The sequence below is a fragment of the Microlunatus endophyticus genome, assembly GCF_014646195.1.
GTDB lineage: Bacteria > Actinomycetota > Actinomycetes > Propionibacteriales > Propionibacteriaceae > Microlunatus > Microlunatus endophyticus.
Genome location: NZ_BMMZ01000010.1, coordinates 159,114 through 175,534, shown reverse-complemented (window position 1 = coordinate 175,534; position 16,421 = coordinate 159,114). Strand labels below are relative to the sequence as shown.

At 68.4% G+C, this 16,421-nt stretch carries 14 protein-coding genes; 7 read left to right on the top strand and 7 right to left on the bottom strand.

Annotated features, from left to right (window positions below; translation table 11 throughout):
• The first annotated feature begins 14 nt into the window (after nucleotides 1-14).
• Nucleotides 15-890, top strand: a complete 876-nt coding sequence (locus IEY07_RS18305; RefSeq protein WP_188896837.1) for a glycerophosphodiester phosphodiesterase — start codon at nucleotides 15-17, stop codon at nucleotides 888-890.
• Here the strand turns inward: IEY07_RS18305 and IEY07_RS18300 are convergent.
• Nucleotides 887-2,185: an arginine deiminase gene (locus tag IEY07_RS18300; protein ID WP_188896836.1), complete on the bottom strand. Its 1,299-nt coding sequence runs from the start codon at nucleotides 2,183-2,185 to the stop codon at nucleotides 887-889. The two genes, IEY07_RS18305 and IEY07_RS18300, sit on opposite strands and share 4 nt — an antisense overlap.
• 70 nt (nucleotides 2,186-2,255) lie before the next feature.
• Between IEY07_RS18300 and IEY07_RS18295 the strand changes: the two genes are divergently transcribed.
• Nucleotides 2,256-3,062 carry a glycosyltransferase gene (locus IEY07_RS18295; RefSeq protein ID WP_229670286.1) on the top strand — a complete coding sequence of 269 codons (807 nt, stop codon included), beginning with the start codon at nucleotides 2,256-2,258 and terminating at the stop codon, nucleotides 3,060-3,062.
• A gap of 37 nt (nucleotides 3,063-3,099) precedes the next feature.
• Complete coding sequence (locus IEY07_RS18290; protein ID WP_188896835.1) at nucleotides 3,100-4,743, top strand: MptA/MptB family glycosyltransferase; 1,644 nt, start codon at nucleotides 3,100-3,102, stop codon at nucleotides 4,741-4,743.
• On the opposite strand, the gene IEY07_RS18285 is transcribed toward IEY07_RS18290, so the two are convergent.
• From IEY07_RS18285 to IEY07_RS18275, 3 genes are read right to left on the bottom strand one after another with little or no spacing between them, the layout of a single operon-like run.
• Entirely contained in the window at nucleotides 4,694-6,868 is a 2,175-nt protein-coding gene (locus IEY07_RS18285) for a YhgE/Pip domain-containing protein (RefSeq protein WP_188896834.1), read from the bottom strand. The genes IEY07_RS18290 and IEY07_RS18285 overlap by 50 nt on opposite strands.
• Before the next feature lie 2 nt (nucleotides 6,869-6,870).
• Nucleotides 6,871-7,617: an ATP-binding cassette domain-containing protein gene (locus tag IEY07_RS18280; RefSeq protein WP_188896833.1), complete on the bottom strand. Its 747-nt coding sequence runs from the start codon at nucleotides 7,615-7,617 to the stop codon at nucleotides 6,871-6,873.
• Nucleotides 7,614-8,258: a TetR/AcrR family transcriptional regulator gene (locus IEY07_RS18275; RefSeq protein ID WP_188896832.1), complete on the bottom strand. Its 645-nt coding sequence runs from the start codon at nucleotides 8,256-8,258 to the stop codon at nucleotides 7,614-7,616. The genes IEY07_RS18280 and IEY07_RS18275 overlap by 4 nt, the downstream gene beginning before the upstream one ends.
• A 128-nt stretch (nucleotides 8,259-8,386) precedes the next feature.
• On the opposite strand from IEY07_RS18275, the gene IEY07_RS18270 reads away from it, so the two are divergent.
• Both IEY07_RS18270 and pheA read left to right on the top strand, forming a co-directional pair.
• Nucleotides 8,387-9,541, top strand: a complete 1,155-nt coding sequence (locus tag IEY07_RS18270) for a DUF2510 domain-containing protein (protein ID WP_188896831.1) — start codon at nucleotides 8,387-8,389, stop codon at nucleotides 9,539-9,541.
• Nucleotides 9,542-9,641: 100 nt separating this feature from the next.
• A complete protein-coding gene (pheA, locus tag IEY07_RS18265) occupies nucleotides 9,642-10,601 on the top strand; it encodes a prephenate dehydratase (RefSeq protein ID WP_229670285.1) in 960 nt (319 codons plus the stop codon).
• 68 nt (nucleotides 10,602-10,669) lie between these two features.
• On the opposite strand, the gene IEY07_RS18260 is transcribed toward pheA, so the two are convergent.
• Nucleotides 10,670-12,289 (bottom strand): bifunctional phosphatase PAP2/diacylglycerol kinase family protein, encoded by a 1,620-nt coding sequence (locus IEY07_RS18260; RefSeq protein WP_188896829.1) that lies wholly within the window; start codon nucleotides 12,287-12,289, stop codon nucleotides 10,670-10,672.
• A gap of 99 nt (nucleotides 12,290-12,388) precedes the next feature.
• Between IEY07_RS18260 and serS the strand changes: the two genes are divergently transcribed.
• A complete protein-coding gene (gene serS, locus IEY07_RS18255) occupies nucleotides 12,389-13,690 on the top strand; it encodes a serine--tRNA ligase (protein WP_188896828.1) in 1,302 nt (433 codons plus the stop codon).
• On the top strand, nucleotides 13,687-14,469 hold the full coding sequence (locus IEY07_RS18250) for an HAD family hydrolase (protein WP_188896827.1): 783 nt from the start codon (nucleotides 13,687-13,689) through the stop codon (nucleotides 14,467-14,469). The genes serS and IEY07_RS18250 overlap by 4 nt, the downstream gene beginning before the upstream one ends.
• 72 nt (nucleotides 14,470-14,541) lie before the next feature.
• On the opposite strand, the gene IEY07_RS18245 is transcribed toward IEY07_RS18250, so the two are convergent.
• Both IEY07_RS18245 and IEY07_RS18240 read right to left on the bottom strand, forming a co-directional pair.
• A complete protein-coding gene (locus IEY07_RS18245; RefSeq protein ID WP_188896826.1) occupies nucleotides 14,542-15,135 on the bottom strand; it encodes a WhiB family transcriptional regulator in 594 nt (197 codons plus the stop codon).
• A gap of 464 nt (nucleotides 15,136-15,599) precedes the next feature.
• Entirely contained in the window at nucleotides 15,600-16,214 is a 615-nt protein-coding gene (locus IEY07_RS18240) for a bacterial proteasome activator family protein (RefSeq protein ID WP_229670284.1), read from the bottom strand.
• Nucleotides 16,215-16,421: the final 207 nt, after the last annotated feature.

Genomic DNA, 16,421 nt, shown 5'->3' with positions numbered 1-16,421 from the left:
GATTGACTGGGCGGGTGACCACCAACGGCAGTGCTGCTTCGGATCCGGAGATCATCGCGCACCGGGGATTCAGCGGGCGCTATCCCGAATCCACGCACGGTTCCTACCAAGCGGCGATCGCCTACGCCGAAGAACATGATCTTGAACTCGGCCTGGAGTGCGATGTGCACTTCAGTGCCGATGACCAGTTGATCTGCCTTCATGATCTTGATCTGGACCGGACCTCGGATGTCACCGGCCCGGCCTTTGCGCGGACCGTCGACGAGTTGCGCCAGGTCGACTTCGGTTCCTGGTTCATGCCGGACCCGAGGCCGCAGGACCGCATGATCACCACCTTGGTCGAGTTGCTGGACATGATCGCCGCAGCTCGCAATCGGGGCGTGCGGATCACCCTCAATCTGGAGACCAAGCACCCCAACCCGCGTGGTCTGGAGGTCGAGGACCGGGTCGCCGAACTGCTCACCGAACGCGGTTGGGCCGGTGCCGACTCGCCGATCCGGGTGATCACGTTCTTCCCGGACGCGCTGGTCAAGTTGCGCGAGGTGCTGCCCCAGCTGCGGCGTACCTTCCTGATCTCGGATCTGTCTCGGGCCGGCGACGGCGTCCTGCCCGACGGCGTATGGATCGTCGGCCCCGACCTGGAACGGGTCCGTGAGGATCCGGACTGGGTCGGCCGGATGATCGCCGCCGGCAACCAGGTGCACGTTTGGACGGTGAACACTCCCGCGGACGTACGCTTCTGCCTCGATCTGGGCGTGACCGGTTTCACCACCGACTTCCCCGACGTCGTCGCCGAAACCCTTTCCCGCGAGGGGTCAGATATTCCTCAATATGCGCCGCGTGTCGTCAGCGAGGATTCTCGACCGGGCACGACACACCGCAGGTATTAAGGAATTTGTGACCCCTCGGCGGGCAGGGGGTCGCGAAGGATCGGGCAGGACATACAGCGCGGGCCGCCACGACCGGTGCCGAGCTCGGCTCCCGCGATCGTGACCACCTCGATCCCTGCTGCTTCCAGCCGGGCATTGGTCTGCACATTGCGCTCGTACGCGACCGCGACCGTCGGAGCGATGCACAGGGTGTTGTTGCCGTCGTCCCACTGCTCGCGTTCGGCGGTGACCGGATCCAGGCCGGTGTCGATCAGGTGCAGCCGGTCGATACCCATCGCCTCCGCCGCAACCTGCAGGAACGGCCGACGGGGTCCGAGCGACAGCTCGCCGTCGGCGCCCAGCGTGACCGGCACAGCCGTCAGGTCGTGGGCGACATTGGGATACATCACCACGGCGTCGGTATCGACCATCGTGCAGATGGTGTCCAGATGCATGGTGGCCCGGTCCTGGGCGATCGGGACGGCGAGCACAACCCGGGCCAGACCCGCCTCCAGCACCGTACGCGCCAGGCGTTCGGCACCGGCCGGAGTCGTGCGCTCGCCCACGCCGACGGCCAGTGCGCCGTTGCCCAGCGCCATGATGTCGCCGCCCTCGATCTGCTCCGACGGTAGGTGTGGGCTCGGCTGGTGCGAGTCCGGCTGGCGCTGCCCGAACAACCGCTGGACGCCGACGAACCGCGGATGAAAGCTGTAGATCAACTCGGTCAGCTGGGTCTCGCGGCGTCGGGCCGGCATGGTCAGCGAGGTGACCAGCACCCGATCGCCGATCCAGGCGCTCGAGTCCCGCGTGAACAACAGATTGGGCAGCGGATCGATCAGGAAGTGGTCATGGGCCAGCAGTCCGGTCACCAGGCTGCGGACGCCGCGCACCTCGTCGTTGCGCAGCCCCGCCATCATCACCTCGGCCAGCCGCTGCGGGTCCGCTGCCGACAGCGCGTCGCGGAGGTAGCGCCGCAGCCGGTCGCCGAGCCGCAGCTCGGCCAGGGTCAGCTCGATCGCTGTCGCCCGGGCGTCGTCCTCGGCCAGGGTCCGGGTGAGCAGGTCGGCCAGATACAGCACCTCGACGCCGCCATCGCGCAACGCGGCGGCGAAGGCGTCATGCTCGTCCTGGGCGCGGTCCACCCAGGGGATGCCGTCGAAGAGCAGCGCGTCGTTGTTGCGTGGGGTCAGGCGCCGCAGCTCCTCGCCCGGCCGGTGCAACAACACCGTACGCAATCGACCGACCTCCGAACCGACGCCGACACGCGGTGCTGGTCCTGGCGGTTCGGGGCGCGCCGCAGCGGGGATCCGGGCCATGTCGCTGAGGGTACCCATCGCTGAGAGCACTCGCCGAGAACCGGTCGTGCGACCCGTTAACCTGTAGAGCGTGAGTACGACCGGCAGTCGGATCGCGGCAGTGATTCCGGCCAAGAACGAAGAGCAGCGGATCGCTGCAACCGTTGCGGCCGTACGCGACCTGCCGCACGTCGCCACGGTGATCGTGGTCGACGACGGCAGCACCGACCGAACGGGGGAGTACGCCGCCGCTGCCGGCGCGATCGTGGTCCGGCACGAACGCAACCGCGGCAAGGCGGCCGCGCTCGAGTCCGGGGTCAACGCGCTGGGCGTGATCGAGCAGCGCGACGGCCGGCCCGAGGCCGGCATCCTGCTGTTCCTGGACGCCGATCTCGGCGCCACCGCCGCCAACGCGGCGCCGCTGATCGGACCGGTGGTCGCCGGCGATGCGGCACTCGCGATCGGGGTGCTGCCTGCCCAGATCACCGAGGACGGCTCCCCGGCCGGCGGAATGGGACTCGTGGTCACCACGGCTCGCCGTGGTATAGCCGAGCTGTGTGGTTTCCAGACGAGGGCGCCGCTGTCGGGCCAGCGGTGTCTGACCCGCCGGGCCTTCGAACTCGCAAGTCCGCTCGCTGCCGGTTGGGGGGTCGAGGTCGGGATGACGATTGACATCGTCCGTGCGGGGCTCACAGTCCAGGAGATCGATGTCGATCTTGGTCACCGGGCGACAGCCAATGATCTCTCCGGCCAGCTGCACCGGGCCCGCCAGCTCGCCGACGTGACCCGGGCGCTGACGGCCCGTGGCATGATCGCCCGGGCCGGCAGCAAGGCTCGCGACGAGCTCACGGGTCAGTCGGCGGTCAGCGGACTGCTGCAGCGCTTCCGGCAGCGATGAGCTCCCGCCATGAGCCCTACGCGATGAGCTCCACACGATGAATGCAGTCCGGACCGCGGTCGCCCCGGCGACCGGCTATCGACCGCTCCGCTGGCATCGTGATCATCGGGTCGGCCTGGCCGGCATCGTCGGCGCCGTCGGGTTGTGTGTGATCGTCGGCGGCCTCGGGCCGTCGGTGATCACCATCACCGTCGGTCCGCGACGTGACCTGCTGCCGCCGTGGTATCTGCCGAAGGGGATCCTGGATCCCAACGAGTGGCTGGTATCGCTGATGATCTGGGCCGCCATCGCGGTCGGCGCGGTCGGGCTGCGGATCGCGATGCGGGCGCTGGACGACGGCTGGCGGCCCCGGGTCCGGCGGCTGATCTGGCTGGGCGTCGGCCTGATCACGGCCACGATCCTGGTGCCGCCGCTCACCTCTGCCGATGTGCTGATGTATGCGGCCTACGGTCGGCTGCAGGTGATCGGGCGCAATCCGTACGAGGTCACGCCTGCCGACATCTTCCGCGGCCAGTACGACCCGGTGATGCACTGGACCGAACGGCCCTGGACCGACACCCCGAGCGTGTACGGGCCGATCACGTCCTGGACCCAGGTCGCTGCCAACAAGCTCGGCGGCACGAACATGCACGACATCGTCTTCTGGCTGCAGCTGTTCTCGGCAGTGCCGTTCGTGCTGGCCTGCCTCGGCGTGCTCTTCATCGCCCGTAGCGCTGAACCCGAGCGGCAGGCGCGGGCCGCGCTGATGACGATCGCGAATCCGGTGCTGATCTGGGCAGTGGTCGCCGGTGCCCACAACGAAGCGCTCTCGGTGGTCTTCGCGGTCGCAGGCATGATCGTGATCCGCAAGAGCCCGTTCCTGGCCGGCCTCGCAGTCGGGGTCGGCGGCTGCGCCAAGATCAGTATCGGGATCTGGGGGATCGCGATGCTGTGGGCCTACCGCCACGAGCCCAAACAGCTGCTCAAGATCTGTCTCGGCGCCGCGATCCCGATGGTGGCGGCGTACGGGCTCTGGCAGCCCGCGGCCCTGCACCAGGCCATCCGCAACGGCGGCATCATCTCCACCGGCGGCTGGGTCAACCTGCTTTTCTCATTACTGGTCAGCATTTTCGGCCACTCGCCGGCCAAGATCGTCGTCGGTGTGCTCAGCTATGTGCTGCTGCCGATGATCGTTTACATGCTGTCCAAGGTGCTGCCCTGGGACCCGGCTCCGGGGATCGCACCGGGTGTCGATTCCCGCAAGGATCCGATGACCATCGCGCTGCGGACGGCGATGATCATCGGCTTCGCCTGGGTGACCACCTCGATCTACACCCTGAGCTGGTACGACCTGCAGGTCTGGATGCCGGTGGCATTACTGACCGCCGGCAAGCTGGACCGGCTGCTGGTGATCCGCGGAGCCGTACTGTCGGCATCCTTCGTGCCCGGTCGCGCCATCCCCTTCGGCCCAGCGCTGACCTGGGCTGCCGCACGGGTCCGGGCGCCGATCTCCCCGATCGTGCAGATGCTCATCCTGGCGGCGGTCTTCCTGTGGTGGAAGTGGCCACAGCGCCCGCAGCTGTGGATGGTCTGGCGGTCGCCGTCCGGAGTGGACGGCGATGATCAAGGACCGGGCGTGGGCGATCCGCAGATCACGCCAGCGGCGGATGCAGATCCCGCATCGAAAGTCGCTGCTTCCTGATCAACACCCAGGCCCCGAGAGCCAGCGCCACGACGGCGATCGAGGCCAGTACGATCACGTCCTGTACGAGGTGGGCGGTCTCGCCGCCGGAGATCGTGACCCGGAACGCGTCGATCAGATAGCTCATCGGCATGTACGGGTGGATCGCGGAGAAGAAGCGTGGCAGGACGGCCGGCGGATAGGTGCCACCCGCCGAAGCCAGTTGGAGGATCAGCCAGACCAGCAACAGCGCCGAGCCGGGCGTGCCGAGCGCGGTCCGCAGCAGGTGAGCGATCGCCGAGAAGGCGACCGCGCCCAGGGCCGTCAGTCCGTAGAGCGCCAGCGGCCGTACCGGATCGAGCCCCAGGAACAGCCAGACGGTGCTGATGGCCAGGTAGCCGCCGATGGTGGCGAGCAGCCCGGCCGGAAGCCAGCTGCCCAGGTAGCGGGCGACCGGATTGGCCCGGCCGGCGAGTGTCCGGCCGACCACCGGCCGGATGATCAGGAACGCCGAGATCCCGAACACCCACAGCGCGATCGAGAAGAACATCGGAGCCAGGCCTCGCCCGTAGTAGGTGGCGGGATTGTCCACGTGCATGTCCACCTTGGCCGGTGAGGAGAGCACCTGGGCCGCACTGTCCTGCTGGTCCGGCGTGATCGCGGGCACCTTCTTGGCCGCTGCCGCGAGTTGATCATGAAGGGTCGAGGCACCGGTCGACAGCCGACCGAGCGCCGAATCCAGGTCGTGGGTGCCGGTCTTGAGGCTGTCCGCACCGTCGGAGAGCGTGGTCGCCCCGGCGTACAGATCGGATGCGCCGTTGGCCGCGGTGGTCACCCCGGTCGCCAGCGAGTCGGCTCCGGTGGAGGCGCTGCCGATCGCCGTGTTCAGCGCGTGCGCTCCACTGGCGACATCGTGGGCGCCGTTGTTGAGATCGTTGATGTTCTTCTTGCTGTCGGCCAGGGAGTCCGACAGGTCGTCGCCGGCCTGTTGTGCGTCGGTGGTGATGGTGGAGATCAACTCGGCGTTGGACTGTGCCGCGTCGGCGATCGTGCCGGCCCGGTCAGAGGCGGAGTCGACCCGGTTGGAGAGCCGCTGGAATGCCGGGTCGTCGGCCAGTTCGGGATGCTGCTTCTGCAGCTGGGCCAGCTCGGCGTCGGCGTGGTCGAGATCATTGGAGATCGACGCGCTGCTGCCGGTTGCCGTGTCGGCGATGTCGTTGAGCGCATCGCCGGCCTCGGTGCCGTTCTTCTGCATCTGGGGCAAGGCCTTCTGCAGCGCGGTCAGTGGCGGGACCACCTTGTCATGCAGCTGCTGGGTGCCGGTCGCCACCTGGTCGGCGCCGGTGGCCAGGTCACTGGACTTGGTGGTCATCGTCTGCAGTCCGTCGGAAAGATCATCGGCACCGGTCTCGGCGGTGCCCAATCCGTCGGAGAGGCTCTTGGCGCCGGTTTGGAGATCAGTCGCACCCGAGGCCAGGTTCGCCGCGCCGGTGGCGATCTTGCCCGAGGCGGTGTGGGCCGAGGCCAGTCCGTCGTCGAGTTGTTTCGAGCCGTCGGCGGCATCGTCCAGACCGCTCTTGATCGTGCTGAGATTGTCGAAGACGACCTCGAAGTAGCTCTGCACTGCGGACTGGTCGACGGCCTCTTCGATCTTGGACTGTGCGGTGTTGGTGATGCTGCCGATCACGAAGCCGTTGGCGTCGTTGCGTCGGACCTGGATGTGGGCGCGGACGGGGTCCGGCGTCTGACCGCTGACCAGGTCGGTGGAGAAGGTGGACGGCACCGTGACGACCAGGTAGTAATCGCCGTCGGCGAGGCCTCTCTGGGCCGTCCGCTCGTCGACCTGATGCCAGTCGAATTCGTTCTGGGCAAGGAGTTTGTTGACGAAGTCGGTGCCGGCGTTGACGGTCCGGCCCTGGGCGGTGGCCGGCTTGTCCTGGTTGACCACGGCGACCGGCAGGTTGGCGAGCCGGCCGTACGGGTCCCAGTTGGCGGCCAGGTAGATGGCACCGTAGATCAACGGGACCAGAGCGACGAAGACCAGTGCGATCCTCGGCATGGTTCCGCGGAAGCGGCGGAATTCCGCTGCGGCGATGCCGATCGGGGAACCGATCCGGGTCGGGGACGAGTCGATGCGGGAAGTCATGATCACCTGCTGGGATGCGTACGGGTCTTGCCGAGTTCGGGAAGGTCGATCCGGACCGCTTCGTACGGGATCGTGGTGGGTTCGACCGTCGACACGACGATCGTGGTCGCGGTACGCCCGGCGAGGTCGACCAGTCGGCCGAGCAGTCGGTGCTGGTCGTCGATGGTGAGATCGCGGTGGGCGTCGTCGAGGACCAGGACGCTCGACGGTCTGAGCATCGCCAGGATCACGGTCAACGCGGCGCGCTGGTAGCCGTCGAGATCGTCGATCAGCTGACCGGGGTCGAGGTCGAGATCGAGCAGGTCGGCCAGCTCGTCGTAGACCCGCTCCGCCTGACGCAGCCGGATCCCCTCGATGGCCGCGCGCTCGGCCAGGGCGTCGGTGATGCTGTGCTTGGGCTCCAGGTCGACGAAGCTGCCCAGCCGGGCGACGGTGGTGATCTTGCGTAGCTGTCGGGATTGCCGATCCGCATCGAGACCGGCGACCTCGATCCGGCCGCGGACCCCGGTGAACCGGCCGACGATGGCCGCCAGCAGGGCGGACTTGCCGGTCCCGGCCGGTCCGATGATCACGGCGAGCCGGTCGGCGCCGACCTCGAAGTCCAGGCCGGCGAGGACGCGGAGCTCGCCGGTGCCGAGGTCGAGCCCTTCGGCGATGATCATGGGGGTCGGCTGCTGCCGCGTCGGCTCTGCGGCGGGCGGAGCAGCCTCGACCAGCTCGTCCGGATGCTGTGGTGTGGCCTCGGTCATTGCAGGATCCCCTTGATCGCGATCCGGATGGTGTTCTTGATCAACTCGGGTGGCATCACGTCCGGAGCGACGGCATATTCAGACGACAACGACTGGACCAGCGAGAGGATCAGCGCAGCAGCCGCCTCGTCGATCTGGGCCGTGGTGCCCGCCGTGCGGCGACGCAGATCCGCCAGCAGTGTGCGCCGCTGGTCGGTGCGCAAGCTGCTGTAGACGGCAGCCAGTTCCGGGTCACCGGCCGCCAGTGACCGGAATTCCATCAGCATCGTCAGCGTCGGTGCATTGGCGACGATGGTGTCGGCGACATCGGTGGCGACCTGATCGATCGCCGCCGGATCGCTGACTGCGGCGACCAGGCGTTCGGAGGAGGTCAGGGTGGTGTTGATCAAGGCGCTGGTGTGCTCGTTGATCACCGCTGTGAAGAGGTCGGCCTTGCCGCCGAAGTTGGAGTAGACGGCACCCTTGGAGAATCCGGCCGCCGCAGCGATGTCACCGAGATTGGTGCGCTGGTAGCCGTCGCGCAGGAACGCCTGCTGGGCCGCCGCGATGATGCGGTCGCGGACCGCCGCCCGCTTCGGCCGGGGCTGGGCCGGGGGATGCTGTCGCGCGCCGCGATCGGTGCGTACGTCTGCTGCGGACATGGCGCCTGTTCCTCGAGAGAGTCAGATTCAGTACCAAGAGTATCCGATACTCACAGTATCGAACAGTCCCGGGAGGTGACGCGTCGGAGTCGTCCGGACGGTCCGCCCGTCTCGTAAGCTTCCGGTTCGTGACAGCGCGCGCCGGTTGGTTTCCCGATCCGGCCGGGCGTCCCGACCATTTCCGCTGGTGGGACGGCTCGGCCTGGACGCGCTATCTGACGACCGACCCGACCGTGCCGGCCCCGGCCCCGACCGCGCCGACCACGACCGCGCCGACCACGACCGCGCCGGCCCCGACCGCGCCGGCCCCGACCGCGCCGGCCCCGACCGCGCCGGCCCCGGGCCAGGCAGGGACACCGGGCCAAGCAGGGAAACCGGGCCGGCATCAGGCCAGCGACCCGAGCCCATGGCAGCGTGCCGGCGAGGTCGTCACGTCCGGGTCCTCGCCGGCCGTCCCGCTCGGTCCGGGCCACGACCGTCCGCCTGGCGGGGTCGGCCCGGCGCGTGCTGCGGCACGTCCTCCCGGCTATGAGCGCCAGTCGGACCGGCGGCGGCCCAGTTCGCTGCGGCCGGCGCTGCTCGGCACCGGGGCGGTCGCACTGGTTGCCGCGATCGTGCTGGCGATCACCCTGACGGGCAAGTCGCCGCAGCCCAGCCTGCAACCTCCGCCACCCGACGACGACAGCGCGGCCCCGAGCGCATCTGCCACGCCCACTCCGGAACCGTCGGCAACCCCGACCGGGCCGCCGGTGAGCTTCGATCCGTCGACCCGGGTGATCGACTACGACGGGCTGAAGCTCACTCTGCCGGCCGCGCCGTACAAGATCACCCGGACGTTTTCGACCCCGCTCGGCGACTCCGGCCAGGGGGCCGAAGCGGATGCCGTCGTGCACAAGAGTTACGGCGGCACGTCGAGTGACTGGGATGCCACGGTGATCGTGGACGAGGTCGGGTCCGATCTGCAGAGCGCGACGCTCGACCAGACGGCGGACAAGATCATGGCGCAGTGGCAGAAATCGTCCTTCGGCGGTTCGAAGACGACGGTGACCGGCGAGAAGAAGAGCACGCTGACCAAGAATCTGCCGCGTCCGGTCCGGATCATCACTGCCGACGTCCACTACTCGGTCAAGGGGGTGGCCAGCAAGTACGACCACGTCAGCCTGCTGGTCGCCAAGGGCAAGACCGGCGGTTATGTCGCCTTCATCTCGTCGCGACCGAACGATGCCAGCGCCAAGATCAAGAAGTCGCTGCAGGATTCGATCGACACGGTCGGGCTCACCTAGCGTCGTACGGGGCGTCGTACCGGGGCGTCGTACCGGGGGTGTACGGCCCCCGGGCGGAATCCAGCGTGCCCGTCACGGACGCGATGGCTACCCTGATCGGGTGCCAGACGACCGACCGGTGACCCCAGGACCTGAACGCTACGGCTATTTCGGACCCGAGGGCACGTTCACCCACCAGGCATTGCTGAGCATCCCGGGCGCCGACCAGCGCGAGCTGACGCCGTACGCGACTGTCGCCGGCTGTCTGGACGCGGTCCGCGACGGCGAGGTGGCGGCCGGTCTGGTGCCGATCGAGAACTCCGTCGAGGGCGGGGTCTCGGCGACCCTGGACAACCTGACCTACGGGCGGCCGCTGATGATCACCCGCGAGGTCCTGCTGCCGGTGCAGTTCACGCTCTTCGCCCGGCCCGGGACCGCGCTGGGCGACGTCCGCAGGGTGATCACCCATCCGCACGCGGCAGCCCAGTGCCGGGACTGGCTGGCCGCGAACGTGCCGCAGGCGACGATCACCACCGAGGGATCGACGGCCGCGGCTGCGGCGGCAGTGGCTGATCCCGGCTCGGGGTATGACGCGGCAGTGTCCTCCGACATCGCAGGCCGGCTGTACGGGCTGCAGCCGCTGGCCACTGGGATCGCCGACAACGACGCCGCCGTGACCCGGTTCATCCTGCTGACCAAGCCAGGACCCGTCGCTCCCGCCTCGGGGGTCGACAAGACGACCATGGTGCTCTTCATGCGGGCCGACCGTTCCGGCGCGCTGCTCGAGCTGCTGGATCAGTTCGCCAGCCGCGGGGTCAACCTCTGCCGGATCGAGTCCCGCCCGACCAAGACCGTCTTCGGTAGCTACTGCTTCGCCGTCGACGCCGAGGGCCATATCGACGACGAGCGGATGGCCGAGGCGATGATGGGCCTGCACCGCGTGTCGGCGCAGGTGATCTTCCTCGGCAGCTACCCGCGGGCCGACGCGACCCAGCAGCATGTGCTGCCCGGCACCTCCAACGCCGACTACGGTGCCGCCCGCGAGTGGCTGGACTCGCTGCGCCAGCACCCGGGCGCCTGACGCTCGCATCGGTCTCGCGGCAGTTCGCCGATTCGTTCGTCGGCTCCGCGGGTGCGGCGAGCCGAGGTCTACTTCGGCACCCGGATCTGCAGTGCACCGGGAAGGATCTCGGCGGTCATGCTGTGGAGCTCGCCCGCCGCGTCGCCGTCCAGCTCGAAGTGCTCGCCCTCGGCGACCTCGATCCTGATCTTGCTCCCGGTCAGCCGCTCCAGCTCGTTCAGGCCGCGCTCGTGCCGGGTCAGGACCCGGGCGATCAGCCGTGGCCAGTCCATCGGCCCGCGCGGCGAGGCGATCAGCAAGTCGAGCAGTCCGTCATCGGGCTTGGCATCGGGGATCAGCGGGATATTGGCCTGCAGGTACCCGACGTTGCCCAGCACCAGGACGTGCGCCCGCCGGCGGAAGGACTCGTCGTCGTCCACGGTGATCTTGGCGTGCAGCGCCGGATGGTTGGCATTACGGGCCGCAGCGACGAAGTAGGCGACCGAGCCGACGGCACGCTTCAGATCAGGGTTGGTGTCCTGCATGATCATCGCGTCGATCCCGATCCCGGCCAGCACCACGAAATGGTCGACGCGGTCGTCGTCGATGGTCACCTGAACCACGTCGACCGGTCGGGTCCGGCCGGTGAAGGCGACTTCCATCGCGGCCCGCTGGTCGAGCGGAATGCCGAGATTCTTGGCCAGCAGATTGCCGGTGCCGGCCGGGATCACGCTGAACGGGATCCCGGTGTCGGCGAGCTCGGCGGCCACCAGCCGTACGGTGCCGTCCCCGCCGGCGGCGATCACCAGATCGACATTGCTCTCGATCGCCCGCAGGGTGGCGCCCCGTCCCGGATCATCGGCCGTGGTCTCCAGCCAGATCGCCGGCTCCCAGCCGCGGGTCTTCAGCTCGTACGCGATCGAGCGCCGGAAACCGGGCCAGTCCGAGACCCGCACCGGGTTGTAGATCACGGCACACCGTCGGGGCGAGTCGGACGGCTCGCGAGCCTCAGCAGCGATCCGGCGGCGGGCGGCGCGGGCCGCGACCGGCTGGGCGACGAACGGCGGCAGCACCGAGACCCCGGTGATCACCAAGCAGACCGCGGCGACCGCCGATCCGAGCAGAGCGCCCCCGATCAGGTCCGACAGGTAATGGGCGGCGAGCAGCCAGCGGTCGACGCCGACCGCGACCAAGATCAGCAGCCCGAGGAACGACCACTGCACCTGGGTAACGCGGCGTCGGCGGGTGATCACCAGCACCGTGCCGATCGCGATCACTCCGACCGTCACCGCGGTCATGTGGGCGCTCGGGTAGGCGTAGCCGAAGGTGCTGATCAGATGTGGTGCGCCGGACGGTCGCGGCCGGCCGATCAGCAGCCGCAGCAGTCCGCCGCCGCCCCAGCCGATCACGACCATCAGCGCCAGTGCGCCGGCCAGGTGCCGCATCCGGTTGCGGAAGGCCCAGATCGCCATCACCAGCAGGCTCAGATAGACCAGCACCGGCTCGGTGACCAGCGCGAAGGCGGTTGCGATCTGCCCGACGACCGACAGCGGATCGACGGCGGCCCGCAGCGCCCAGCGGTCCAGCGGCGCCACCACATCGGACCCCACGACGAGCAGCGTCCAGACGATCGTGGCCACAACCAGCACGGCTGTGACGCCGATCGATGCGGCGGACGGCAACTTGCGGACCATGGTGCAGCCCATCATGGCATGGCCCCCTCGCCGTCCCGGCGAATCTGCGCCGACGAGACCGGACCGACGAAAAGGTCTCGCCGGACGGGCCAGGTGGGCCAGTACGCTGGGAACGTGATTGACGCTCGCTTGCTCCGTACCGACCCTGACCGCATCCGCCGTTCCCAGCTCGCCCGTGGCGAGTCGGTCGAGTTGGTGGACAAGCTGATCAGTGTCGACGAGTCCCGCAGGCAGGCGATCGCGGCGTACGAGTCCGCGCGCGCCGAGCAGAAGGACCTGGGCAAACTCATTCCCAAGGCCCAGGGCGAGGAGAAGACCACGCTGCTGGCTCGGACCAAGGAGCTCTCCGAGCTGGTCAAGACCAACGAGTCCGCGGCCAAACAGCTCGAGGTCGAATTCGGCGAGCTGATGCTGGGCGTCGGCAACCTGGTCTTCGACGACGTCCCGGAGGGCGGCGAGGACGATTACGTCGTCCGGGAGACGATCGGCACGCCGCGGGACTTCGAGGCCGAGGGGATCACGGTGCGTGATCATCTCGACCTGGGCGAGGCACTCGGTGCGATCGACGTGCCGCGCGGCGCGAAGGTGTCCGGCTCGCGCTTCTACTACCTGACCGGTGTCGGCGCCGAGCTCGAGCTGGCGTTGATCAACCTGGCCATGCAGACCGCTATCGCCAACGGTTTCACCCCGATCATCCCGCCGGCGCTGGTGAAGCCGTCGGCGATGGAGGGCACCGGATTCCTGGGCCAGGCAGCCGACGACGTCTACCGCCTCGAGGCCGATGATCTCTATCTGGTCGGGACAGCCGAGGTGCCGCTGGCTGCCTACCACTCCGAGGAGATCCTGGACGCCGCCGCACTGCCGATGCGCTATGCCGGCTACAGCCCCAGCTATCGGCGTGAGGCGGGGTCGTACGGCAAGGACACCCGCGGCATCTTCCGAGTGCACTGGTTCGACAAGGTGGAGATGTTCTCCTACTGCGATCCGGAGGATTCGCAGGCCGAGCACCAACGGCTGCTGGGCTTCGAGAAGGACTTCATCTCCAAGCTCGAGCTGCCGTTCCAGGTGCTGGAGCTGGCCGCCGGTGATCTTGGTCTGAGCGCTGCTCGCAAGTACGACTGTTACGCCTGGATCCCAAGCCAGCAACGGTATCGGGAGATCACCTCCACCTCGAACTGCACCGAGTTCCAGGCCCGGCGACTCAACATCCGGGCCCGGTTCGCCAACGGTACGGCGCCGGTTGCGACCCTCAACGGGACGTTGTGTGCGATCACCCGGACGATCATCGCCCTGCTGGAGAATCATCAGCAGGCAGACGGCAGCATCCACGTTCCGGTCGCGCTGCGTCCCTTCCTGGCCGGCCGGGACCGCCTGGTGCCACGGCCGACCGCCGGGGCACAGGGACAGCAACGGTGAGCTGGCGTCCGAGGCTGGTCGCCCTGGACGTCGACGGCACCGTCGTCGACCGGGACGGCAAGCTTCCGGACTCCGTACGCGGCGTCGTCGCGGATCTGATCAAGACCGGCACGCGCGTGGTGCTGGCCACCGGCCGGTCCTGGCAGGGCACCCAGCCGATCTTCGACGGTCTGCAGTTGCCGGGCGGGCCGGCCGTCTGCTCCAACGGTGCGGTGGAAGTCAGCTATCCGCCGACCGCCGTGCTCCGGTCGGTGACCTTCGACTCGTCCGAGGTGGTGCGCAAGGTGCTGGCCCACAAGCCCAACACGTTGGTCGCGGTCGAGGAGGTTGGCCGCGGCTATCGGGTCAGCGGGAACTTCCCCGACGGCGACCTGACCGGCGAGATGATCATCAGCGATGTGGAGGAGATGATCTCCCAGCCGGTGACCCGGGTGGTGCTGCGCGATCCCAGCAGCACCGACCAGGAGTTCATCGAGATGGCCCTGGGCCTCGGTCTGGTCGGCTGCAGCTACTTCATCGGCTGGAGCGCCTGGCTGGACATCGTGCCGGAAGGGGTCAACAAGGGCACCGCGCTGGCCGACATCACTGCGAGCCTCCAGATCGACCCCGCCGACGTGCTGGCCATGGGGGACGGCCGTAATGACCTGGAGATGTTGCGGTGGGCCGGCCGGGGCGTCGCGCTCGGCGATGCTCCGACCGAGGTCAAGGACATCGCCGACCACGTCACCGGCCGATTCGACGACGGTGGCACCGTCGAGGAGCTGTCCCGCTGGTTGTGACTCTTCGACAGGCTCAGAGCACTTCGACCGGCTGAATGGACCCCCGACCGGGTCCTGAGCCAGTCGAAGGAATCAGGCGGCCCGATCCTCGGCGCGGGACCTTCCCCGCAGCGGTGCCATCACCTGGGCGGCGACAGCGAGCACCTGGGTCATCGTCGGCAGCGCACGGCGCATCTCGGTCACCCCGGCGCCGGCCGACCGCCCGGCCCGCTCCCGACGCAGGTGACGCTTGACGGTGGACAGCGAGCAGCCCAGTCGCTGGGCGATGGATTCGAGAGTCTCGTCCGGATTGGCCCGGCGCAGCCGGACGACCTCGTGATGATCGACGGGCCGATTGCGGGCCGTGGCACCGGCGAAGGTGTCGAGGTCCTCGGGCTCGACCACGATCCCGAGCCGACGGCGCATCTCCACACGCTGGCGTTGGGTGGTGCCGGCGGTGAAGCCGGCGACGTCGTGGCGTACGACGGCCTCGTACAGGCAGTCACGCACCATCGGGCATCCCGCGCAGATCTCACCTGCCTGGTCCGCCAGCTCGTTGTAACGATGCCGGACCGGTGCCGGTGCGCTGGAGGTCGGAGGCTCCTCCAGCAAAGTGTCCTGGAACAGATCAGCGAACTGTACGCAGCCGGTTGCGGCCCACGCACTGCGATCGTCGAACGTAGCCATTGGTGACATCCCCTTGGTCTCTCAGGCCGGACATGTTGTTGCCCTGAGACGTACGGTTCGCACACCTGGTTCCCGTTGATCCGATGCGGATCGAGGGAGCGCTGGTGCGAACCCGGTTGACATGGACCGACGGCGACCGTCCGGCCCAGCGGATCGGTCTTGTCGACAACCCCTATCGCACAAGACCGGCCGGTGGGACCCGACCCGGAAGATCGAACGTCAGCGGGCTCTCCCGAGCGCGCGATGTCAGTTAAGCGGATAATCACGCGTGAGGGAATCAGTCCAGAGAAGGATCTATGTCATTCTGGGGACCGAAGGCCCTTGCATAATTCATCCGGATTAATGCAAGGGCCCTGCGTAATATTGGTTGGCTATGTCCGGCCGGTGAGCGTCCAATTCCCGACCGTTCCGCACTCGGGTCCCGGCAGGCGGTTCCGGCACTCGGGTTCCGGCGCTCGGGCGGGCTACAGGTACATGCCGTCCGAGCGGCCCCGGGGATCCATCGGCTGCGGCTGTGGTTGTCCCTGGCCGGCGCCCGGCGGCAGAGCGCGGCGCATCTGCTCCAGCTGCGCCCGGGCCGCCATCTGCTGGGCGAACAACGCCGTCTGGATCCCGTGGAACAGACCCTCTAGCCAGCCCACAAGCTGGGCATGTGCGATCCGCAACTCGGCGTCGGTGGGGGATTGATCGGCCGCGAACGGCAACGCCAGTCGGTCGAGTTCTTCGACCAGCTCGGGGGCCAGGCCCTCCTTGAGCTCGGCGATGGAGGCCGAATGGATGTCGCGGAGTCGCTGCCGGGATGCTTCGTCCAGGGGCGCGGACTTCACCTCGTCGAGCAACTGCCGGATCATGTTGCCGATCCGCATCACCTTGGCGGGTTGCTCGACCATGTCGGTGACAGACGGCTCACGCTCGGATTCGCTGCCGTCCGCACGGGATTCGGACGGGGGCTCCGGGGCGCGTCCGACCGCCATTGCCTGCGGTGCGACGACGAAGACCCGACCGTCCTCGGTCTGACCGGCCACGGGTGGCGGCCCGGTCGGCTGATCCCTGTCCTGCGGCTGCTGCTGTTCGGTCATGATTCCGATCCTAGAAGCCTTGGCTGGCGATCGCTCCGGCGAGCCGCGGGGCAAACGTCCCGTACCCGAAAAACCGGATGGCAGACAACGCCGGATCCTGTCTAGGCTTGGCTGGCTATGCACGACTTCCCGCCGGCTGTTCCCGGTTTCACCACAGCGGTCCGAGAGCCAGCGGACCAGTCAGTCGTCCGAGGCCGCAGCGACCGC